At 67.7% G+C, this 15,865-nt stretch carries 13 protein-coding genes; 2 read left to right on the top strand and 11 right to left on the bottom strand.

Going from position 1 to position 15,865, the window contains the following annotated elements; translation table 11 throughout:
* Positions 1-175 precede the first annotated feature (175 nt).
* Entirely contained in the window at positions 176-1,195 is a 1,020-nt protein-coding gene (locus BKK81_RS02365) for a sensor domain-containing diguanylate cyclase (protein ID WP_083383886.1), read from the top strand.
* 199 nt (positions 1,196-1,394) lie between these two features.
* The gene (locus tag BKK81_RS35080) at positions 1,395-1,913 is read left to right on the top strand and encodes a hypothetical protein (protein ID WP_156811090.1); all 519 of its coding nucleotides are present in this window, start codon (positions 1,395-1,397) and stop codon (positions 1,911-1,913) included.
* 279 nt (positions 1,914-2,192) lie between these two features.
* Here BKK81_RS35080 and BKK81_RS02360 read toward each other — a convergent pair whose 3' ends face one another.
* The 11 genes from BKK81_RS02360 to BKK81_RS02310 form a co-directional block, all read right to left on the bottom strand.
* Positions 2,193-2,696, bottom strand: coding sequence for a YcxB family protein (locus BKK81_RS02360; protein ID WP_071010593.1), 504 nt, complete (start codon positions 2,694-2,696; stop codon positions 2,193-2,195).
* A 118-nt stretch (positions 2,697-2,814) separates the two neighbouring features.
* Positions 2,815-3,348 (bottom strand): hypothetical protein, encoded by a 534-nt coding sequence (locus BKK81_RS02355; protein ID WP_071010592.1) that lies wholly within the window; start codon positions 3,346-3,348, stop codon positions 2,815-2,817.
* 22 nt (positions 3,349-3,370) lie between these two features.
* Positions 3,371-3,943, bottom strand: a complete 573-nt coding sequence (locus BKK81_RS02350; RefSeq protein WP_071010591.1) for a YcxB family protein — start codon at positions 3,941-3,943, stop codon at positions 3,371-3,373.
* Positions 3,944-4,399: 456 nt separating this feature from the next.
* Positions 4,400-5,698 carry an McrC family protein gene (locus BKK81_RS02345; RefSeq protein ID WP_071010590.1) on the bottom strand — a complete coding sequence of 433 codons (1,299 nt, stop codon included), beginning with the start codon at positions 5,696-5,698 and terminating at the stop codon, positions 4,400-4,402.
* A complete protein-coding gene (locus tag BKK81_RS02340) occupies positions 5,695-7,764 on the bottom strand; it encodes an McrB family protein (protein WP_071010589.1) in 2,070 nt (689 codons plus the stop codon). The genes BKK81_RS02345 and BKK81_RS02340 overlap by 4 nt, the downstream gene beginning before the upstream one ends.
* Positions 7,765-7,882: 118 nt before the next feature.
* On the bottom strand, positions 7,883-8,875 hold the full coding sequence (locus BKK81_RS02335) for a helix-turn-helix transcriptional regulator (protein WP_071010588.1): 993 nt from the start codon (positions 8,873-8,875) through the stop codon (positions 7,883-7,885).
* Positions 8,876-8,997: 122 nt separating this feature from the next.
* Complete coding sequence (locus BKK81_RS02330) at positions 8,998-11,127, bottom strand: ATP-binding protein (RefSeq protein ID WP_083384182.1); 2,130 nt, start codon at positions 11,125-11,127, stop codon at positions 8,998-9,000.
* 192 nt (positions 11,128-11,319) lie between these two features.
* Complete coding sequence (locus BKK81_RS02325; protein WP_071010586.1) at positions 11,320-12,861, bottom strand: GTPase domain-containing protein; 1,542 nt, start codon at positions 12,859-12,861, stop codon at positions 11,320-11,322.
* On the bottom strand, positions 12,848-14,578 hold the full coding sequence (locus tag BKK81_RS02320; protein WP_156811088.1) for a dynamin family protein: 1,731 nt from the start codon (positions 14,576-14,578) through the stop codon (positions 12,848-12,850). The genes BKK81_RS02325 and BKK81_RS02320 overlap by 14 nt, the downstream gene beginning before the upstream one ends.
* Positions 14,575-14,988, bottom strand: coding sequence for a hypothetical protein (locus BKK81_RS02315; protein WP_071010584.1), 414 nt, complete (start codon positions 14,986-14,988; stop codon positions 14,575-14,577). The genes BKK81_RS02320 and BKK81_RS02315 overlap by 4 nt, the downstream gene beginning before the upstream one ends.
* Before the next feature lie 3 nt (positions 14,989-14,991).
* Positions 14,992-15,804 (bottom strand): GTPase, encoded by an 813-nt coding sequence (locus BKK81_RS02310; RefSeq protein ID WP_071010583.1) that lies wholly within the window; start codon positions 15,802-15,804, stop codon positions 14,992-14,994.
* Positions 15,805-15,865: the final 61 nt, after the last annotated feature.

Here is a 15,865-nt window from a genome sequence, read left to right as displayed (position 1 = left end):
AAAGCCCGATGCCGGAAGGCTGTGACGCCGGCTCCCCTCCGCACCGCAGCGGCTGCCGCTCCCCCTGCCGCGCGCGTTCCCCGCTCCGACCAGCACGGGCCCCACCGTCGCTAAACTTTCGCCCCCCACTGCCGTTAGGCACCCGGACTCCCGCCCTCCCCGCCCTCGCTGCCAGATGCTGCCCTCCTTCGCCCTAGCGCCTCCTGAAGCACATGCCTCGGATTCCGCCAGCGACAACCCCGCCCCTTCCGTCACCGAGTGGCTGCTGCATGACGACCAGGTGATGCGCGAGTGCTTCCGCCACGCGGCGGAGATCATCAAGGTGGCGACCGGCGCGTCGCTGGCGCTGGTGACGCTGATCGACCGCAACCACCAGCACTACCGCGGCGAGGCGGGCCTGGCGGTGCGGCCGATCCCGCGCCACAACTCCTTGTGCGAATACGCGATCCGTTCGGGCGGGGTCTTCGTGGTGGAGGACACGATGCTGCGGCCCGAGGTGCAGGAGTGCATGCTGGTGCAGGAGGCGCCGCATGCGCGTTTCTATGCGGCGGTGCCGATCCGCCTGCCGGACGGCGAGGTGGTGGGCGCGCTGGCCGCGCTCGATCCGCAGCCGCGCCGGCTGGAGCCGCGCCAGGTGGACGCGCTGCGCCACCTGGGCGCGATGATCGAGAACGACCTGAAGCTGCGCACCGCGGCCGCCGTCGATCCGCTCACGCAGCTCTTCAACCGCCGCCAGACGCTGGAGCGCATCCACCGCCAGTGGCAGGACACGCGCGCCGGCGAGGGGCTGGGCGCGGTGATGATCGACGTGGACTGGTTCAAGCAGTACAACGACGCCTACGGCCATCCGGCCGGCGACGCCTGCCTGCGGCAGGTGTCAGCGCTGCTGCGCGAAGAGGCCGAGAAGCACCAGATGGTGGCCGGCCGCGTCGGCGGCGAGGAGTTCGCGCTGCTGGTGGGCGCGGCGCAGCGGCCGGCGCTGGGCGCGGTGCTGGAGAGCGTGCGCGCCGGTGTGGAGCGCTTCGCCATCGCGCATCGGGGCTCGCCGTATGGGCGGGTGACGCTGAGCATCGGCGGCTCGCACACCTTGCGCAACGGGCCGTGCGATCGGGGGTATCGCGAGGCCTTCGTGGTGGCGGACCGGGCGTTGTACCGGGCCAAGGAGGCGGGGCGGAACCGGGTGTGGATCGAGTAGACGTGGCAGGCTGAGTCGCCGCATAGCCCCTGGTCGGAACGCGCGGTCGCCCAAGGCCGCCCTGCACGCGGCCGCTCACCAGCCATCATGCGCCGTTGTTTGAAAATCGTCTTTCGGACTAGTCCGATGGACGCATGCTGATCAGTCGATCACACTCCGGGCGAAACATGCCGAGCCTTCCTTCCCCGGATATCCCCTCATGTTACGTAAAACCTTCTTAGGTCTTATGGCCACGTTGACAGTTTGTGGCTCCGTAAGCGCGGACCCTATTCGGGTCAACCGCAGTACCACCCTGAAGGCTGCTGAACTCCGAAGTGCGACCTTCCTGGTGGCAAGCTACGTGCCCGTGGATGCCGGGCCTGTCCCATTGGATTCCAGCAGCACGCTGCCCACAGAGATACCCTTGATGGGACAACTTGAAGGGCGAAGGCGGGCGGCGCAGATATTGGTGAGTCATGGGTGGGTCCAAGTGGAAAGCCCGGAACAGGCTCACTACTATCTCGATGTGTCCTATTCGGCCGACCGCATGGCTTTTCCCAGAACACGCACCGTGAGCGTCTCACTGATGACGATCCCTCGTGGAGATGTTGTACTGGAGAGCCGGGCAACCTGCACGGCAATGAATTCCGAAAGCCGCTGCAGTCCCGCTGCCTTGGTGAAGGCTGCGCTCGAGAACTTTCCCAGTTCGACACGGGATAGCTTTACTGTAGACCCTTGAATTGCACTTCCACTAAGCGTGTTCAAGTCGAATGCTGAACTCGCAGTCATGAACTGGCGGCGCCAAAGATATCCTTCCTGTCCAAGGACGATTTGTACAGGGCTTCACTAGTGCCCTGAGTCTTAAATTCGTGGAAGAACCAAGTCTGTCGAGAAGCCGTGCGAGGCTCGGAACGAAGCGCAGCAAGGCTGGAGCCTTGTGAGCATTCGTGACGACGCATCGCGCGGCCCATCGACGGACTCAGGGCTGACCTAGTCCACGAATTTGTGATTCAGGACACTAGCGCGCGGGGCCCAGGTGTTGCCGCAGTAGTGCGCACAAGCGCGGCAGGACATCGCCACGACTGTCGGCGCGCTTGGGAATGATGAAACACATGCCCGGCTGGATGAACAGCAGCAAGCGTTGCTCGTCCTGGTACCAGCGAATGAGATGCTTCCAGTGCAAGCGCGACTGGCCGACAGTGGAGATGAAGGTCACTCCTTCGTCATCGAACCGCATCGCCTGTGCCTCGTGCAAGGTCGGTGAGCGCCGATAGTAGCGGCGCGCCAGCGGCGTGCCTACCACGTAGCCCAACACCCAGGGCGAAACGGCGTAGGCGAGTGCGCCCACCATCGTGATCAGTTCCCCTCGCCACCAGGTCAGGAGGGCGAGGACCAGGCCCACCACGGGGAAGACACTGAGGACGAGCTTGCGGATCCACGGCCGGCGCCACGACAGCAGGCGCCGTACGGCGAGGAACTCGTCTTCCGAGATGACGTAGCGCAGTTCAGTCGATTCGTTCATGGGAGGATGGGCAGGCAATGCAGTACGGTGGCCGTGGCAAGGGCGAGCCACCACCCGTGGTGTGATCGCCGTACAGCCCCGGGGGGCCTACGGCCGCCGGCGAACCGCCGTCACCGGCTCAGGGAAGCTTCTTCCAGGACCAGACCAGCCACTTGTAATACGAGACCTCGGCGGTTTCCTGCGTGTAGCTCATGCGCATGTCGCCATGGCGGGCGAAGATGTCGAGCCTGGGACTGGTTCCCTGGTCCAGCCAGAGCGATCCATCGCGGAACGTCCACTTGCCGCACCAGACGCAGCGCGCTGCGGCCCCATCGCCGGGCTGGTGGAAATTGAAGCTGCCGTCCGGCTTGATTTCCAGGTAGTCGAAGGCGCGGTAGAAGGCCAGCGTGGTCTGCTGCCAGGCCGCGGCGCCGTTCTTCTGCTCCGGCGTTTCCGGGCTCTTGAGATCCGGCGGCCGGCGCAGGCCTGCGCCGGTGAGTTCCCATCGGCCGATGAAGTCCTGCGCGGTGGGGACATATTCCGCCTCTGCCGCTGCCATTGCCCCTGCCCCTGCCGTTCCCTGGGCGGCAGGCGGCGCGGCGAGCGCCTGGGCGGAGAGTGCTGTGATGCCGGCAGCGAGGCAGAGTGAAGCGAGGAAGGAGGTCGATTTCATGGGGGTGAGCATGGTGGCATGTCTACAGGGGTAAGCGTTTGGCGTGACAGCGTGCCTTGCCGAGCTCCAGTGCGGCGGCCCCGGTCCGGCACCCTGGCGCGCGCCCCAGGTGCTGCCGCAACAGCCCGCACAGGCGCGGCAGGACGTGGCCATCGGCGTCGGCACGCTTGGGAATCACGAAGCAATAGCTCGGCTGGATGAACAGCAGCAGCAGCCGCTCGTCCTGGTACCAGCGCACGATGTCCGCCCATTGCAGCCGCATCCGGCCGCAGGCGGAGGCCAGGGCCACGCCATCGTCATCGACGCGCATCGTGGCCGCCATGCCCAGCGTTGGAGAGCGGCGATAGCAGCGGCGTGACAGCGGCGTGGCCACGGCGTAGCGCAATACCCATGGCGATACCGCGTAGGCCAGCGCGCCGGCCATCCACACCAGTTCGCCGCGCGACCAAGCTACGCCGGCAAAGACCGCGCCGGCGATGGGGTAGATGACCAGCGCAAGCAGGCGGACCCACGCCTGGGGCCAGGCCAGCACGCGCCGCACGGCAACAAAGTCGTCTTCCGAAACACGGTAGTGCAGTTCAGCGGGCTCGGGCATGGATTGGCGGGCTGGGATTAGCGGGCTGGGATTAGCGGGCTGGGAATGGCGGGCTTGGAATGCCAGACAGAGCATGGCGGGCAGCGAGTCCGGTGCGCCTGTCGGAGTACCGATGGCATCGACACCGTGCCTGCTGCACCGTCTGCAGGCGCGCGATCCAGCCCGGCATCTTGCGGCCAACGGCGGATCGTGCGGAACCGAAGAATCCCAACTGGGAGCACCACATTTCCCATCGTCAGCAGCGGCGGTGCGGGAGGCTGCACGTGACGGGCCCGCGAGCGCGGCCAAGCGTGGAGGCTGGAAGGCTGTCAGGCCGAGCAGACAGCAGGCATGGCAGGACGATCCTGACGATAGCGCTGGCGACGTATCCGCGCCGTATCAGCGCCGTATCAGCGCCGTATCAGCGCAATATCGGCACCAGGAAGGCTTGGGCGAGCGGGTAGGGATCGAGCCCGCTCAGTCGGCCGGCCGCTGCAGGACCTGATCCAATGCGAGCGACGCCGGCAGCATCAGCCGCTTTGTCTTCAGGCAGAACGGCAGCACCCACATCCGCATGCCCGGCGTGCAAGGGAAGTCGAACACGGGCAGTGCCTGGGCGAAGGCGTCCGTGCGCGGATAGATCAGGGCCAGGTCGCCCTGGCCGTCCAGGTAGTGGTGGCCGTAGGCATAGAGCTGGTAGAAATCGGCCTGGCTGAGCTGGTACTTGTCGCGCGCCGTGTTCTGGCTCGCGTCCAGCAGCTTCCATTTGGTGTCCAGCACCACGCGGGTATTGCGGCCGGCGCGGATCAGCAGGTCCGGCTTCAGGCGGAACCATTGCGCCTGCCGGTGGGAAACAAGATGGTGCTGGCTGGCCTGGGCCGTCAGCACGTGGCCATCGCGCAACTGGCTGGCGAGGTGCTTGCGCACGTAGGCTTCGAAGAGTTGCTCCATGGGGAACAGCAGCGATGGCGCCTGCTGCGCACCGGCGCTGGTGACCGGGCCGAAGCCCTGCAGGATCAGCCTGGCCCAGTCGAGCGCCGCTTCGTAGTGCGCCATGCCGCGATCCAGGCGGATCGCGCGCAGGTCGCCGGCAATCGACGACGACGGCGGTACGTCGGCGAAGACGAAGCACAGTTCGCGGGCCAGCCGCTGGTTCTCCTGGGCGCGCGAGATGGCGATGGCGGCGCGCAGGGCGGCGTGCAGCAGGCGGTTCTCCGGGCGATTGGGCGAGTACTCGTCGTGCGCGGTGAAGAAGCGGTCGCGGCGGGCCAGGTTCTGCGTCAGGTGCGGCGCCATCAGCAGCTTGCCGCGCAGGGCCGCCAGGTTGTCCTGGTGCGTGACGTAGTCATTGCGCACACCACGCTTCACCACGCTCTGCACGCTCGCCAGGAAGGAGCGGATGAATACGTCCAGCAGCGGCATGCGCACGGTGGACAGATCGGCCTGCGCCGTCTGCAGGTGGCGGAAGCCGCCCAGGCACTTCAGCATGTCGATCAGCCGCGCCCTCGCTTCGTCCGCCGAGGTGTGCCTGCCGATCTTGGGCAGCACCTCGATCTGGAAGCCGCAGGGGGCCTGGACCACGCCGGCGTAGTGGCGCACCTGCACGGCCCTGCGGCCATCGACGCGCGCCGGCCGCAGCCAGGCGGGACGATCGTCGCCTTCGTGGAAGCACTGGCTTTCCAGCCAGGCGAACACGCGTGCCGGCACGGCGTGGCGGGCGGCGCCATGCGCCTCGCTCACCACGCAGTCGAACTCGTGCAGGGTCAGCGCGTTCATTCTTCCATCTCGGAGCGACGCGCCGCTTCGCGATAGATTCCGACATATGCCTCCGGATCGGAGAAGGCAGAGATGTTGAGCTCATAGCGCGGTCGAACGGAGTATTGATCCAGGTTATGCCCCGAACCGAACAACGCAGTCAGGTCATCTGACTTCTGGAGCGCCCGAATAAACTGCTTCTCCTCGCTCGTCTTCTGGTTGTCGCCAAGCACCAGGCGGATCTTCTGCCAGTCTTCGAAGAAGTATTCTTCCAGCAGCGGCAGTATCTTGCGGCGGAAGATGGCGGCCAGCTGTTGGAAGGCGTCCGCTCCCTCGGGCAGCGTCTTCAGCGGCATCAGGTAGGCGTGGCCGATGGTGTGGTCGCGGTCGTACAGCGCTTCGATGCGCTGGTTGATCTTGGCCAGCATCGCTTCCAGGTCGATGTCGATGCCATGGCGCGAGACCCTGATGCCCGTCAGCAACGACGGATCCGGCATGTACTCGATGAACTCGAAGCGCCGACGCAGCGCGGTGTCCACCAGCGCCAGCGAGCGGTCCGCGGTGTTCATCGAGCCGATGAGGTCGACGTTCGGTGGAATGGTGAAGGATTGCTGCGAATAGGGCAGCGTCACCTTCGCCTCGTAGGGTGCGCCTTCGCGCTTGTCCGCCTCGATCAGGGTGATCAGTTCGCCGAAGATCTTGCTGATGTTGCCGCGGTTGATCTCGTCGATGACCATGGCGTAGCGCTGGCCCGGGTCCTGGCGGGCCTGGTCGCAGAGATTCCAGAAGATCCCGTGGCGGATCTCGTACTGCACGTCGCCTTTGGCTTCGGTCGCTTCGATCACTTCGGCCTTCTCCTCTCCATTCGCCCCTGCGGCAATGCGAGCCGCATCGTCGGCCAGCACCGGGCGCAGGCCTTCGACGAACTCCTCATAGCCATAGGACTGGTGAAAGGTGACGAAGGCGTGCCGGGCGCCGGACTCTCCGGTGTAGTGTGTCTTGATCCATTCCTGCAGCGCGCGCGTCTTTCCGGTGCCGGGCGGGCCGTAGAAGATCGTGTTACTCGCGCGCTCCAACGCCCCCACGTCTGGCTCGTCCGGCTCGTCCGGCTCGTCGGCTGCCTCGCCCGCATCGCCGTTCGCCAGGTAATCCACCGGCCAGTGTCCGGGCCGGTCCGGACGATTGCCCAGCCGCTCCTGCCAGCCGCCGTCGCCGTCGATGACCGCCTCGATCCGCTGCAGCAGATCGTCCGAGATCATGGCGGTCTCCGCTTCGCCGCCGGGCGACGTCAGCACCTGGCGGACGCGGATGCCTTCATGCTGCAGATAGAACGATCCGACCGGCGTGCCTTTTCCCGCTCCGAGCTCCTTGCGGCCGAAGCGCAGCTGGCTGTTCGTTGCGCGCGTGTACCACCAGTCCAGCCCGGCTTCGTGCAGGGCGCTTGCCATGCGCAGGAACAGCGCGGTGGTCTGCGCGCTCCATTTCGGCTGCCGCGCCTCGAAATCCTGGTGGCCGCGGAACTTGGCCAGCAGGCTCCGATCGTCCTGGCCGTTGGCGAATCCCAGTCGCTCCACCAGTTGATCGTAAGTCGGGGTGAAGGACTGGATCGCCTGCACGGCCCAGTCCACCAGGCCATCCAGCCCCAACTGCACACCCTGCTCCGTCGGCATGACCTTGACGATCCCCGATGCCGTGAACTCGCCGCGCATCTCCTCGTACCGGCCACGCAGCGAGGGATCGCTCACCGCCTTGTTGACGACGTCGATCTTGACGACAAAGCCGTGCCCGGCCTCCATCCCCACGGTGTACGCCAGTCCAGCAGGTGCGTCCTTCGTCGGGTAGATGCGCGCCCAGTTATAGGAAAGGAAGCGCTCGGTCCATTGGTGGGTCGGACGCTGCACCACACGCGTCTTGCCCTGCGGAAACAGCCTCTTCTGCACCCGTTCCGCCCACTGCTTGGTCAGCCCGTAAGCCGCCTTCAGCCTCTCGTAGACGTGCTCATGCTGTGCGTCGTTCTTGTCTCGGACCTCCCCTTTCCAGGAGTTGAGCAAGTGGAAATGTTCAATATCAAAGGCCTGGTCAGTCATCGCTTGCTTTGCCCGTGTGGTGTTCGTCTGGTGTTGATCTGATGCTCGTCTCGTGTCCTCTTCTCGTCCGCCGCCTCGGCAAACTCATCGCTCGCCGGCAGACTTCCCGCTGCAGGAGTCACATGGAGAGTGCCTCTCGCCTGACCTCCCCCACCGCCTCCCCGAACCCCCGCAACCACCACTCCAACTGCGCCGTCTCCACCACCGTCGCGGAAATCTCAAAACCATCCCCCACCTCCCGCACCTGCTGATCGCTCGACAACGGCGACTCCAGCAGATGCAGGCCGGCCTCCTTGGCGATGCGGAACATGAGCCGGATCCGCTTGCCATCGCCGAAGCCGAAATGCCCGTCGGCGTCGTATCGCTGCAGATCGAAATCGCGCGGACGCTCAAATGTGTGCACGGATGCCTCGGCCGACAGGATGCGGTGCAGCGCCAGGATGCGTTCGTTGTCATAGCCTTCGTAGCGGCACACCAGGTAGAGGCGCACGCCTTGCTGCGCGAGGCCGAGCGGCATCACGCTGGCGGTCTTGCGCTTGCCGGCGGCGTTCTTGTAGTCGAGCGCCAGCCAGCGGTTGGCGTAGAGGGCGTTGCTCACCGTTTCGAACACGCCGGGCCGGATCTTGGGCGGCAGCAGGGGCTGGGTGGTGCTGACCACGCGCACCTTGTTGAGCCATTCGCGCTCGCGCCGGTTGCCCCTGCCCGTCACATTGCCCGTGGCGTTGCCGCCGTGGGGTGAAAGGTTGGCGCGGGCCTGCTGGAAGAAGCCGTCCATGGACTGCATCAGGCTGCTGGGCAGCAGGTGGCGCAGGTGCTGTTCGGCCAGCATCAGCATCAGCGATTCCTGTTCGCTGAGCACCGGCAGCGAGAGGCCGCTGGCGCGTTCTTTCCAGCGGTAGCCGAAGGGCTTGCTGCGGTCGTCGCGTTCGATGTCGAACTGTTCGCTGAGCTTTTCCAGCTGGCGCTGGATGGTGCGCAGTTCGCGTTCGATGCCGGCGTGCTTGAGCTGTTCGTGCAGCTCGACGGCGGAGATCTTGCGGTGGCGCGGGATGCGGCGCAGCAGTTCCACGGCCAGCAGGGTGGTCTCCAGCGTATCCGGTCGCTTGGGCATGTGGCGGTGCGTGGGAGCTTGCCCGCCATCCGCGCGAAGGCGGATGGCGTGTCGTTGTTGGGGTCGGGTTCCCGTGGCACGGGACCCGTGTTTCGATGATGCCATGCGCGATCACGCCGCGGCTACCGGAACCCGATCGCCACCCTGCCGCCGTCCTTGAGCGCGCATTCGCCCTCCAGCGCCGCGACGAAATCGGCGGCCGAGGCCAGCGCGTTGAAGCGGTGCCGCCGCGCCACCGCGGCGTAGTCGCCGGGCGTCAGCGTGGCCAGGCGCGCCAGCTGCGACACGCGGGGCAGCAGCGCGGCTTCCGGCGCCGGCAGCGCGAGCTGCTCTGCATATCGGCACAGCAGCGTCCAGGCTTGATCGGATTTCAGGGGGTGGAATGCCACCTTGAGATCGAAGCGGCGCAGCGCGGCGGGATCGAGGCCGTCCATCAGGTTGGTGGAGGCGACGAAGACGCCGGGAAAGGCTTCCATCTGCGTGAGCATTTCGTTGACCAGGCTGACTTCCCAACTGCGCTGCGCGCCGCGGCGGTCCTGCAGGAAGCTGTCGACTTCGTCGATCAGCAGCAGCGCGCCGTCTTCGGCCGCGCGGCGGAAGGCGTGGGCGAGGTTCTGCTCGCTTTCGCCGACGTAGGGCGAGACCAGGTCGGAGACGCGCTTGACGTGCAGCGGCACCGCGAGCCGCTCGGCCAGCCAGCGCCCGAAGGCGGTCTTGCCGGTGCCCGGCGGGCCAACCAGGCACAGGCGGCCGGCGCGGGAGCGCTGCAGGCCGGCGGCCAGGGCGTCGAGATCAGCATCGGCGTGGACCAGGGCGGGATCGTAGAGCTCGGGCAGGCGCTCGGCGCCCGGCCGGGCGAGGTCCGGGTGGCCTTGCGCGCGCAGGGTGTTGCCGATCAGCAGTGCCATCGCGCTGGCGGTGCCGTCCGGGCCGAGCTCCTGGCGGATGGCCTGCACCACCGCGGCGGCGCGCGTGACGACGGCGGGCGCCAGCACTTCGGACTCGGCCATGCGGGCCACGGCGCGGGCGTCCAGCAGGCCGGCGCAGGCGCCCTCGATGATACGGGTACGCTGCCGGCGCGGCGGCACCGGCAGTTCCATCACCATGTCGAAGCGGCGCAGGAAGGCGCCATCCAGGCCGCGCGCCGAGTTGGACAGCCACAGCGTGGGCACCGGGTTGCCTTCCAGCGTGCGGTTGATCCATGCCTTGCGCGTCTGCGCGGTGCTCTTGCGCCCGCCCAGGCCGAACAGGCCGTCGCCATCCTGGAACACGTCTTCGACTTCGTCGAACAGGATCAGCGCGCGGCGCTGGCCGAGGAAGCTCTGCCCGGCGCGGTAGGCGCGCAGGCGGCGCTCGCCGCTGATGGGGTCGCCGTCGTCGTCTTCGCTGGCCACCTCGAACAGCTCGGTGCCGATCTCGCGCGCCAGCACCTTGGCCAGCTCGCTCTTGCCGGTGCCGGGCGGGCCGTAGAGGAAGACGTTGACGCCGGGGCGGCCTGCCGCCATGGCCTGGCGCAGATAGGGCAGCAGCACCGCGAGCGAGCTGCGCACGTGTTCGTAGTCGTCCAGCCGCAGCGTGGCCGGCGCCGCCACCGCGACGGTGTCGCGCAGCAGGCCGATGGGGTCGGCATCGGTGGAGACGATGTGGTCGGCGAAGCTGTCCGAGAGCAGTTCGAGCTTGCCGTTCAGGGTGTAGCGGCAGCTGCGGTCGATCGACACCAGGCCGGAGCGGGCCAGCACGCCGTGCGGGCCGAGCGCGGCGCGCACCGCGGGCTCGGGCTCGTCGAGCAGCACGGCGAGGGTGTCGAAGACCTTGGCGGCCGACAGGGAACCGAGCCAGTCGGCGGTGTCGTCGAGCAGGCGCTCGTTCTTGAGCAGGACCACGAAGGCCAGGATGCGGCAGTCCAGCGCCGACAAGCCGACCACTTCGGCCAGGCGGGCGATATTGCGCGCCAGGAAGGCGGGCATGTCGCGATCGCCGCCGGCGCCAGCATCACCGGCGTTGCGCTCGGCCTCCTGGTGCAGCTTGCGCAGCCGGCGGCGCACCGCCTCCGCGTCGAACTCCAGGTCTTCCGGGTCGACAAAGGCGCCGAGGCCGATCGCGTGGGCCAGCGCATCGTTGCCGAAGCCCGAGCGCTGGATGAACTCCCGATGCGCGCCGAGCGGCACCAGCAGGCGCAGCAGCCAGAGCCGCACGGCGGGCGAGACGTCCTGGGGATCGCGGTGGGAGCGGCTTCGGTGGTGACGCAGCATGGGGCGGTTCTCCGTGGGCATGGCAGGCCATTCTCCACGGGGGTGCGACAGGATGTGTCGCTGGGCGGAGCGCGCAGCTGCGCACCGAACTCGCCACCGTTGCTGCTGCGCCCCTCAAAGAGCCGGCGCGGGCAGGTCGCGGCAATCGCGAGCGCGCTGCCGGTACCGCGAACCTGCCTGCCCGCCCGCCGCTCAGAACCTCGCCGCCGCGAAGCCGTCTGCGATGGCCGCCCAGCGAACCCGGTCGCGCTCCAGCGCCGACGCCTCGGCCTCCGCTGTCTTCAGGTCGGCCTCCACCGGCTGCGCCTGCTGGGCGAAGATGCCGTCGATGGCTTCGTACAGGCTGGCTTGCAAGCCGGCGAAGATGTCGGCCGAGATCTGGTCGAGGCACTGGCTGCGCTGGATGGCGCGCGCGCGGGCGCGCTCGTTCTCGCGCCGCTCCTCCATTTCGGCCAGCCCCATCTGGCCGAGTGCGACCACCACACTGATGGCCGGGCCGGCACGGCCTGCCCATTTGTCGAACGTTTTCTCCCAGCGACCCTTGAGGCCGGGGATCTTCAGCTGGCGCCCCCACATCAGCAGTTGCTTGATATGGCCGCTGTCGACGTTCTTGAGCTGCTCCAGCGCGGGGCCGACCAGGCGCCCCCAGGACTTCTCGTCGAGCGACTGGAACTGGGTGGCGTCCAGCACGTTGTCGCCCAGCGCCGCATCGATGCGCGCCTTGTGCTGCGAGGCGAGTTCAAGCTCCAGCCATTTCCGCATGGTCTCGGCCAGCTCCCCGACCAGTGTCGATGCCTTTGCCGTGAGCTCGGCCTCCGAACCCGCTTCATCGAGCGCGACGCCGAGCGCGGCGCGGCTCTGCTGGAGCTCTCGCCGCAGCCGGCTGGTGGCGGCCAGCCGCAGCACGTTGTGGTCGCGCCGCAGGTGCGCGAGTTGCGCGGCGAGCAACTCGGCCTTGCCATCCGCGCCGCCCGCGCGACCGTTGCCGAGCGCCGCCCGCACCGGATCGAGCAGCTCGCGCGTGATCAGCGCATGCGTGCCCGCCAACCGCTTGTGCTCGTCCTCGTACTCACCCAGCCATTGCGCGAAGCGGTCGATGAACATGTCGTAGCGCGCGTGCTCTAGCAGCAGCGGCTTGCCATCGACACGGCCACGCTCGGCCGAACGGAGGTTCATCATCAGCACCGGCACGGCGGCCAGCGTTGCCTCCGGAATGCCGCGCGCCGCACCGGCGCGCGCCAGCGTTGCGGCGAAGCGCTCGATCAGCGCGGCAATGTCCGCTTCGCCCCGGTAGTTCAGCAGCACGAAGAGCGGATGCCCGCTCTCGATGATGTCGAGCAGGCGCTCGACGATGTCCTGCGCATCCTGGTCTTCCTGGCGCAGCACGAAGAGCACCAGGTGGGCCTGCTCGCGCATTTCGTCCAGCGTGACGGTCTCATGCTCGATCGGTGCATTGATTCCCGGCGTGTCGAGCAGGACATGGCCGTTCCACGGATAGGGCTGCACCGCGGCCGTGGTCGGCACGTCGTCCACCTTGGCAACGATGGCGCCGCTCAGCGCATTGATGAGCGTGCTCTTGCCGGCGTTGTAGGCGCCGAACAGCATGACGTGGATGGTCTTCTCGGCGACGGCCGCGCGTAGGCGGGCGATCACGGCCGGCGCGCCCTCCAGATGGCGTGCCGCGAGTGGTTCGGCGTCGTTCAGCAGCACCTGGTAGATTTCAAACGGACTCATGGCGGATAGCCTCCTTGATGACGGCGAGATTGCTGCGGCTGGCGTCGACGATGGCCGCCAGTCCGCGGGCCTCCGCTGCGACGAAGCCGATGGCCTTGCGGCATTCGCCGACGCAGGTGGCGACGGCATCGGGCAGCACGCGGCGCAGTTCCTGCTCCAGGCTGGCGTAGAGCCGGTCGTAGCTGATGCCGACCGGGATGGTCTTGCGATGGGTTTCCAGCAGGCGATCGCCGCCCTTGTCGCCCAGCCAGCCCGCCACGGCACCGCCGATCACGCCACCGAGCGGTCCGCCCGCAAGAGTCCCCAGCACCGTGCCGATCAGTCCCGCGCCGGTGGCCACGGCGGCCTTCTTGACGCCGCCGCTGCGCACCATCACTTCGATGGTCTCTTCATCGTATTGCGCGCCGTCGGCATTCAGGTCGAGGGCGATCTCGCGCAGCTGCTCGGCATAGTCGGCCAGTTCCTTCCGCACATGGTGCTCGACCGCGTCGCGCCCGCGCGCCGACAGCGCACGATAGAGCGCATCGATGTCGCGGCTCTCCTTGTGCGCTTCCAGCAGCTCGGACAGGCCGCCCAGCACTTCCGCCACCACGGCCGACGCGATGCGCGGCGTGCGCTCGGCCAGCAGGGCGGTCGCCTGGTGCGCGGAATCTTCGAGCCTGGCCAGTTGCGGCAGGATGTCGCGCTCCAGCGGCGCCAGCACATCCGCTTCGAGATGGTTGAGGACGAGCGTGGCCGCCTTGGTGCGCTTGTAGCCGCTCGCGGGGGCGACGATCTCGCGCAAGGCCCGGAACAGCGTATCGATACCGGCCGCCGCGCGCCCGGCGGCGGTATCGTCCAGACGCGCCATCTGCACCGACAGCGACACCGGCTCGCGCACCAGCGCGGGGTCCAGCTGCGCCGCCTCCAGGCACTGGCGCGCCCGCTTCAACACATCTGCCTGCTGGCTGTGGCGGTTGTCGGCAGTCTTGTTGATGCAACGCATGACGATCTGTCCGTCGACCTCGTCCTCGTCGTCGATATCGCTCTTGGTGATCACCGGCAGCAGGGGCTTGCCTTGCGCCAGCTGGCGCTTCAGTTCCGCCAGCTCCTGCACCTGGCCTGGCGACGTGGAGCTGGTCAGCCACAGCACGCCATCGGCACTGTCGATGAAGCGCTGTGTCAGATCGCCGTTCTCCGCGGTGATCGAATGCAGGCCCGGCGAATCGAGCAGCACCAGTTGCTCGCCGACGCGGACGCCCTGGATGGTCGCCGTGGTCTCCGTGGCGCCGACGCTGAAGGGCTGATCGAGTGCCTCCAGCGCGCCATCGCGCACCACGAAGGCCTCGACCGGCATGCCCAGCGCACGGAACCTGTCGACCAGGTAATTGCAGAACGAACTCTTGCCGGCGTTGACCTTGCCGAATACCAGCAGCACCGCGCGGTCGCCGAAGGTCTCGGCCAGCTGACGCATGGGGGCGCGCCGGGCGAGATCCTCTTCCCAGCGGGCCATGCTGTCGCGCAGCAGGGTGCGCACGTGCTCGGCCTGGCTGGCCAGCGCGCTGCCTGGCTTCAGGCCTTTCGGCGGCGGTGCAAGTTCCAGCGCGGTCCGCAGCGTGCTGCGCCAGTGCTCCAGCCGCGCCACCTGCGGCGCCACGTCCCGGGCGATCACGTCGAAGCTGGCGAGCGCATCGAGAAAAGCGCGTTCCGGCGTGCGGGCCTTTTCCAACGCGCTCATCGGACGTCCCCGTTCAGCAGGCGTTGCAGTGCCAGCTCGGCGGCATCGAACGTGTCGAGTTCCTGGGAGGCGGCTTCGACGCGGGCCGCCAGCTCCCGCATCGGCGGTGTGCGAGCGAAGTGGTCGGTGAACGGATTCTCCTCGCTGGCGGCGTTGTGTGTCACGAAGCGCTCGACCAAGCGCTGGATGGCAGCGTCGCCGGGATCCAGCCCGTGGCGTGCCAGCAGGCTGTTCAACTGCACGGTGGCATTGCGGCGCACCAGTGCGCGCTGCGCGGCTCGGCGCTCGCCGTCTTCGTCGCGCTGGGAACCTCCGGACGACGAGTGCGACGTGTCCTCATCGCTGGAGAAGTGCTTGACGGCGGCGGTGACGGCCGCGATGGCTGCCACGGCAGCCAGAAAGGGCAGCATGATTCAGTTTCCCTTGAGTTCCCGTTGAAGCCTGGTGCGCATATCGACGTAGTCGTGCTTGAACGCCGCCAGGCGCGAAGCCATGTCCTTGCGCAGGCGCCCGCGCGCAGCCTCGCATGCCGCCCGCTTCTGCCGCACAGCCTCGAGCAGGAGCTCACCCAGCGCGCGGCGCGAACGCTCGCGCCGCTCCGTTACCTCATCGGCGCATTCGCGCAGGAAGGCCAGCAGCTCCGGCACGCCGCTGCGGCCCGCCAGCAAGGGCTTGTTCTCGCGGGTCCCGCGCGTATAGCGCGATGCGGACACGGGAAACACGGGCAGGTCGCCGGTCTGCTGGCGCAAGGCGCCGAGGATCGCTGCCATGTCGGCCTCGTCGACCTGCGCCATGCGGGTGAGCACCACGACAGTCTGCCGGGACGAGCACTCGTCGTCCGCGCTCAGGGCCTCCAGGCACGCCTGCTCCTCGGCATCCAGCTCGCCCTCGCCGGCGGCATGGATGAACAGGCGGATATCCGCCTCTCGCGCATTGCCTTCGCGCGCGAGCGCGTCGTCACCACCGGCCACGTCGGCGCCGAGCCCCGGCGTATCGAGCCAGCGGATGCCCTGGTTCTCGTGAGCCTGCACGCGCACGGTCTCGCGCACGTCGGACACCTTGAAGACCTCGTTGCCGATCAAGGCATTCAGCAGCGTGCTTTTGCCGTGGTTGTACTTGCCCAGCACGGCGACCGTCGGCAGCCGGCCGCTGCTTGACAGCAGTTGCAGGCGCGCGATGTCGTCGCGCCGCTCGGGCAATGCGGTGGTGATTGCCGATATGTCCATTGCATTCCTCTTCGCTGCGGCCGCGGCCGCCCATGCGTATCCGGCCCCGCCGCCGCCGGGA

The organism is Cupriavidus sp. USMAHM13 (assembly GCF_001854285.1).
GTDB lineage: Bacteria > Pseudomonadota > Gammaproteobacteria > Burkholderiales > Burkholderiaceae > Cupriavidus > Cupriavidus malaysiensis.
This window is presented reverse-complemented; position numbering and strand designations above follow the sequence as displayed.

Coding starts and splice junctions, on each gene's coding strand:
- BKK81_RS02365 (WP_083383886.1), top strand. CDS start 176: ATGCTGCCCTCCTTCGCCCTAGCGCCTCCTGAAGCACATGCCTCGGAT.
- BKK81_RS35080 (WP_156811090.1), top strand. CDS start 1,395: ATGTTACGTAAAACCTTCTTAGGTCTTATGGCCACGTTGACAGTTTGT.
- BKK81_RS02360 (WP_071010593.1), bottom strand. CDS start 2,696: ATGAACGAATCGACTGAACTGCGCTACGTCATCTCGGAAGACGAGTTC.
- BKK81_RS02355 (WP_071010592.1), bottom strand. CDS start 3,348: ATGAAATCGACCTCCTTCCTCGCTTCACTCTGCCTCGCTGCCGGCATC.
- BKK81_RS02350 (WP_071010591.1), bottom strand. CDS start 3,943: ATGCCCGAGCCCGCTGAACTGCACTACCGTGTTTCGGAAGACGACTTT.
- BKK81_RS02345 (WP_071010590.1), bottom strand. CDS start 5,698: ATGAACGCGCTGACCCTGCACGAGTTCGACTGCGTGGTGAGCGAGGCG.
- BKK81_RS02340 (WP_071010589.1), bottom strand. CDS start 7,764: ATGACTGACCAGGCCTTTGATATTGAACATTTCCACTTGCTCAACTCC.
- BKK81_RS02335 (WP_071010588.1), bottom strand. CDS start 8,875: ATGCCCAAGCGACCGGATACGCTGGAGACCACCCTGCTGGCCGTGGAA.
- BKK81_RS02330 (WP_083384182.1), bottom strand. CDS start 11,127: ATGCTGCGTCACCACCGAAGCCGCTCCCACCGCGATCCCCAGGACGTC.
- BKK81_RS02325 (WP_071010586.1), bottom strand. CDS start 12,861: ATGAGTCCGTTTGAAATCTACCAGGTGCTGCTGAACGACGCCGAACCA.
- BKK81_RS02320 (WP_156811088.1), bottom strand. CDS start 14,578: ATGAGCGCGTTGGAAAAGGCCCGCACGCCGGAACGCGCTTTTCTCGAT.
- BKK81_RS02315 (WP_071010584.1), bottom strand. CDS start 14,988: ATGCTGCCCTTTCTGGCTGCCGTGGCAGCCATCGCGGCCGTCACCGCC.
- BKK81_RS02310 (WP_071010583.1), bottom strand. CDS start 15,804: ATGGACATATCGGCAATCACCACCGCATTGCCCGAGCGGCGCGACGAC.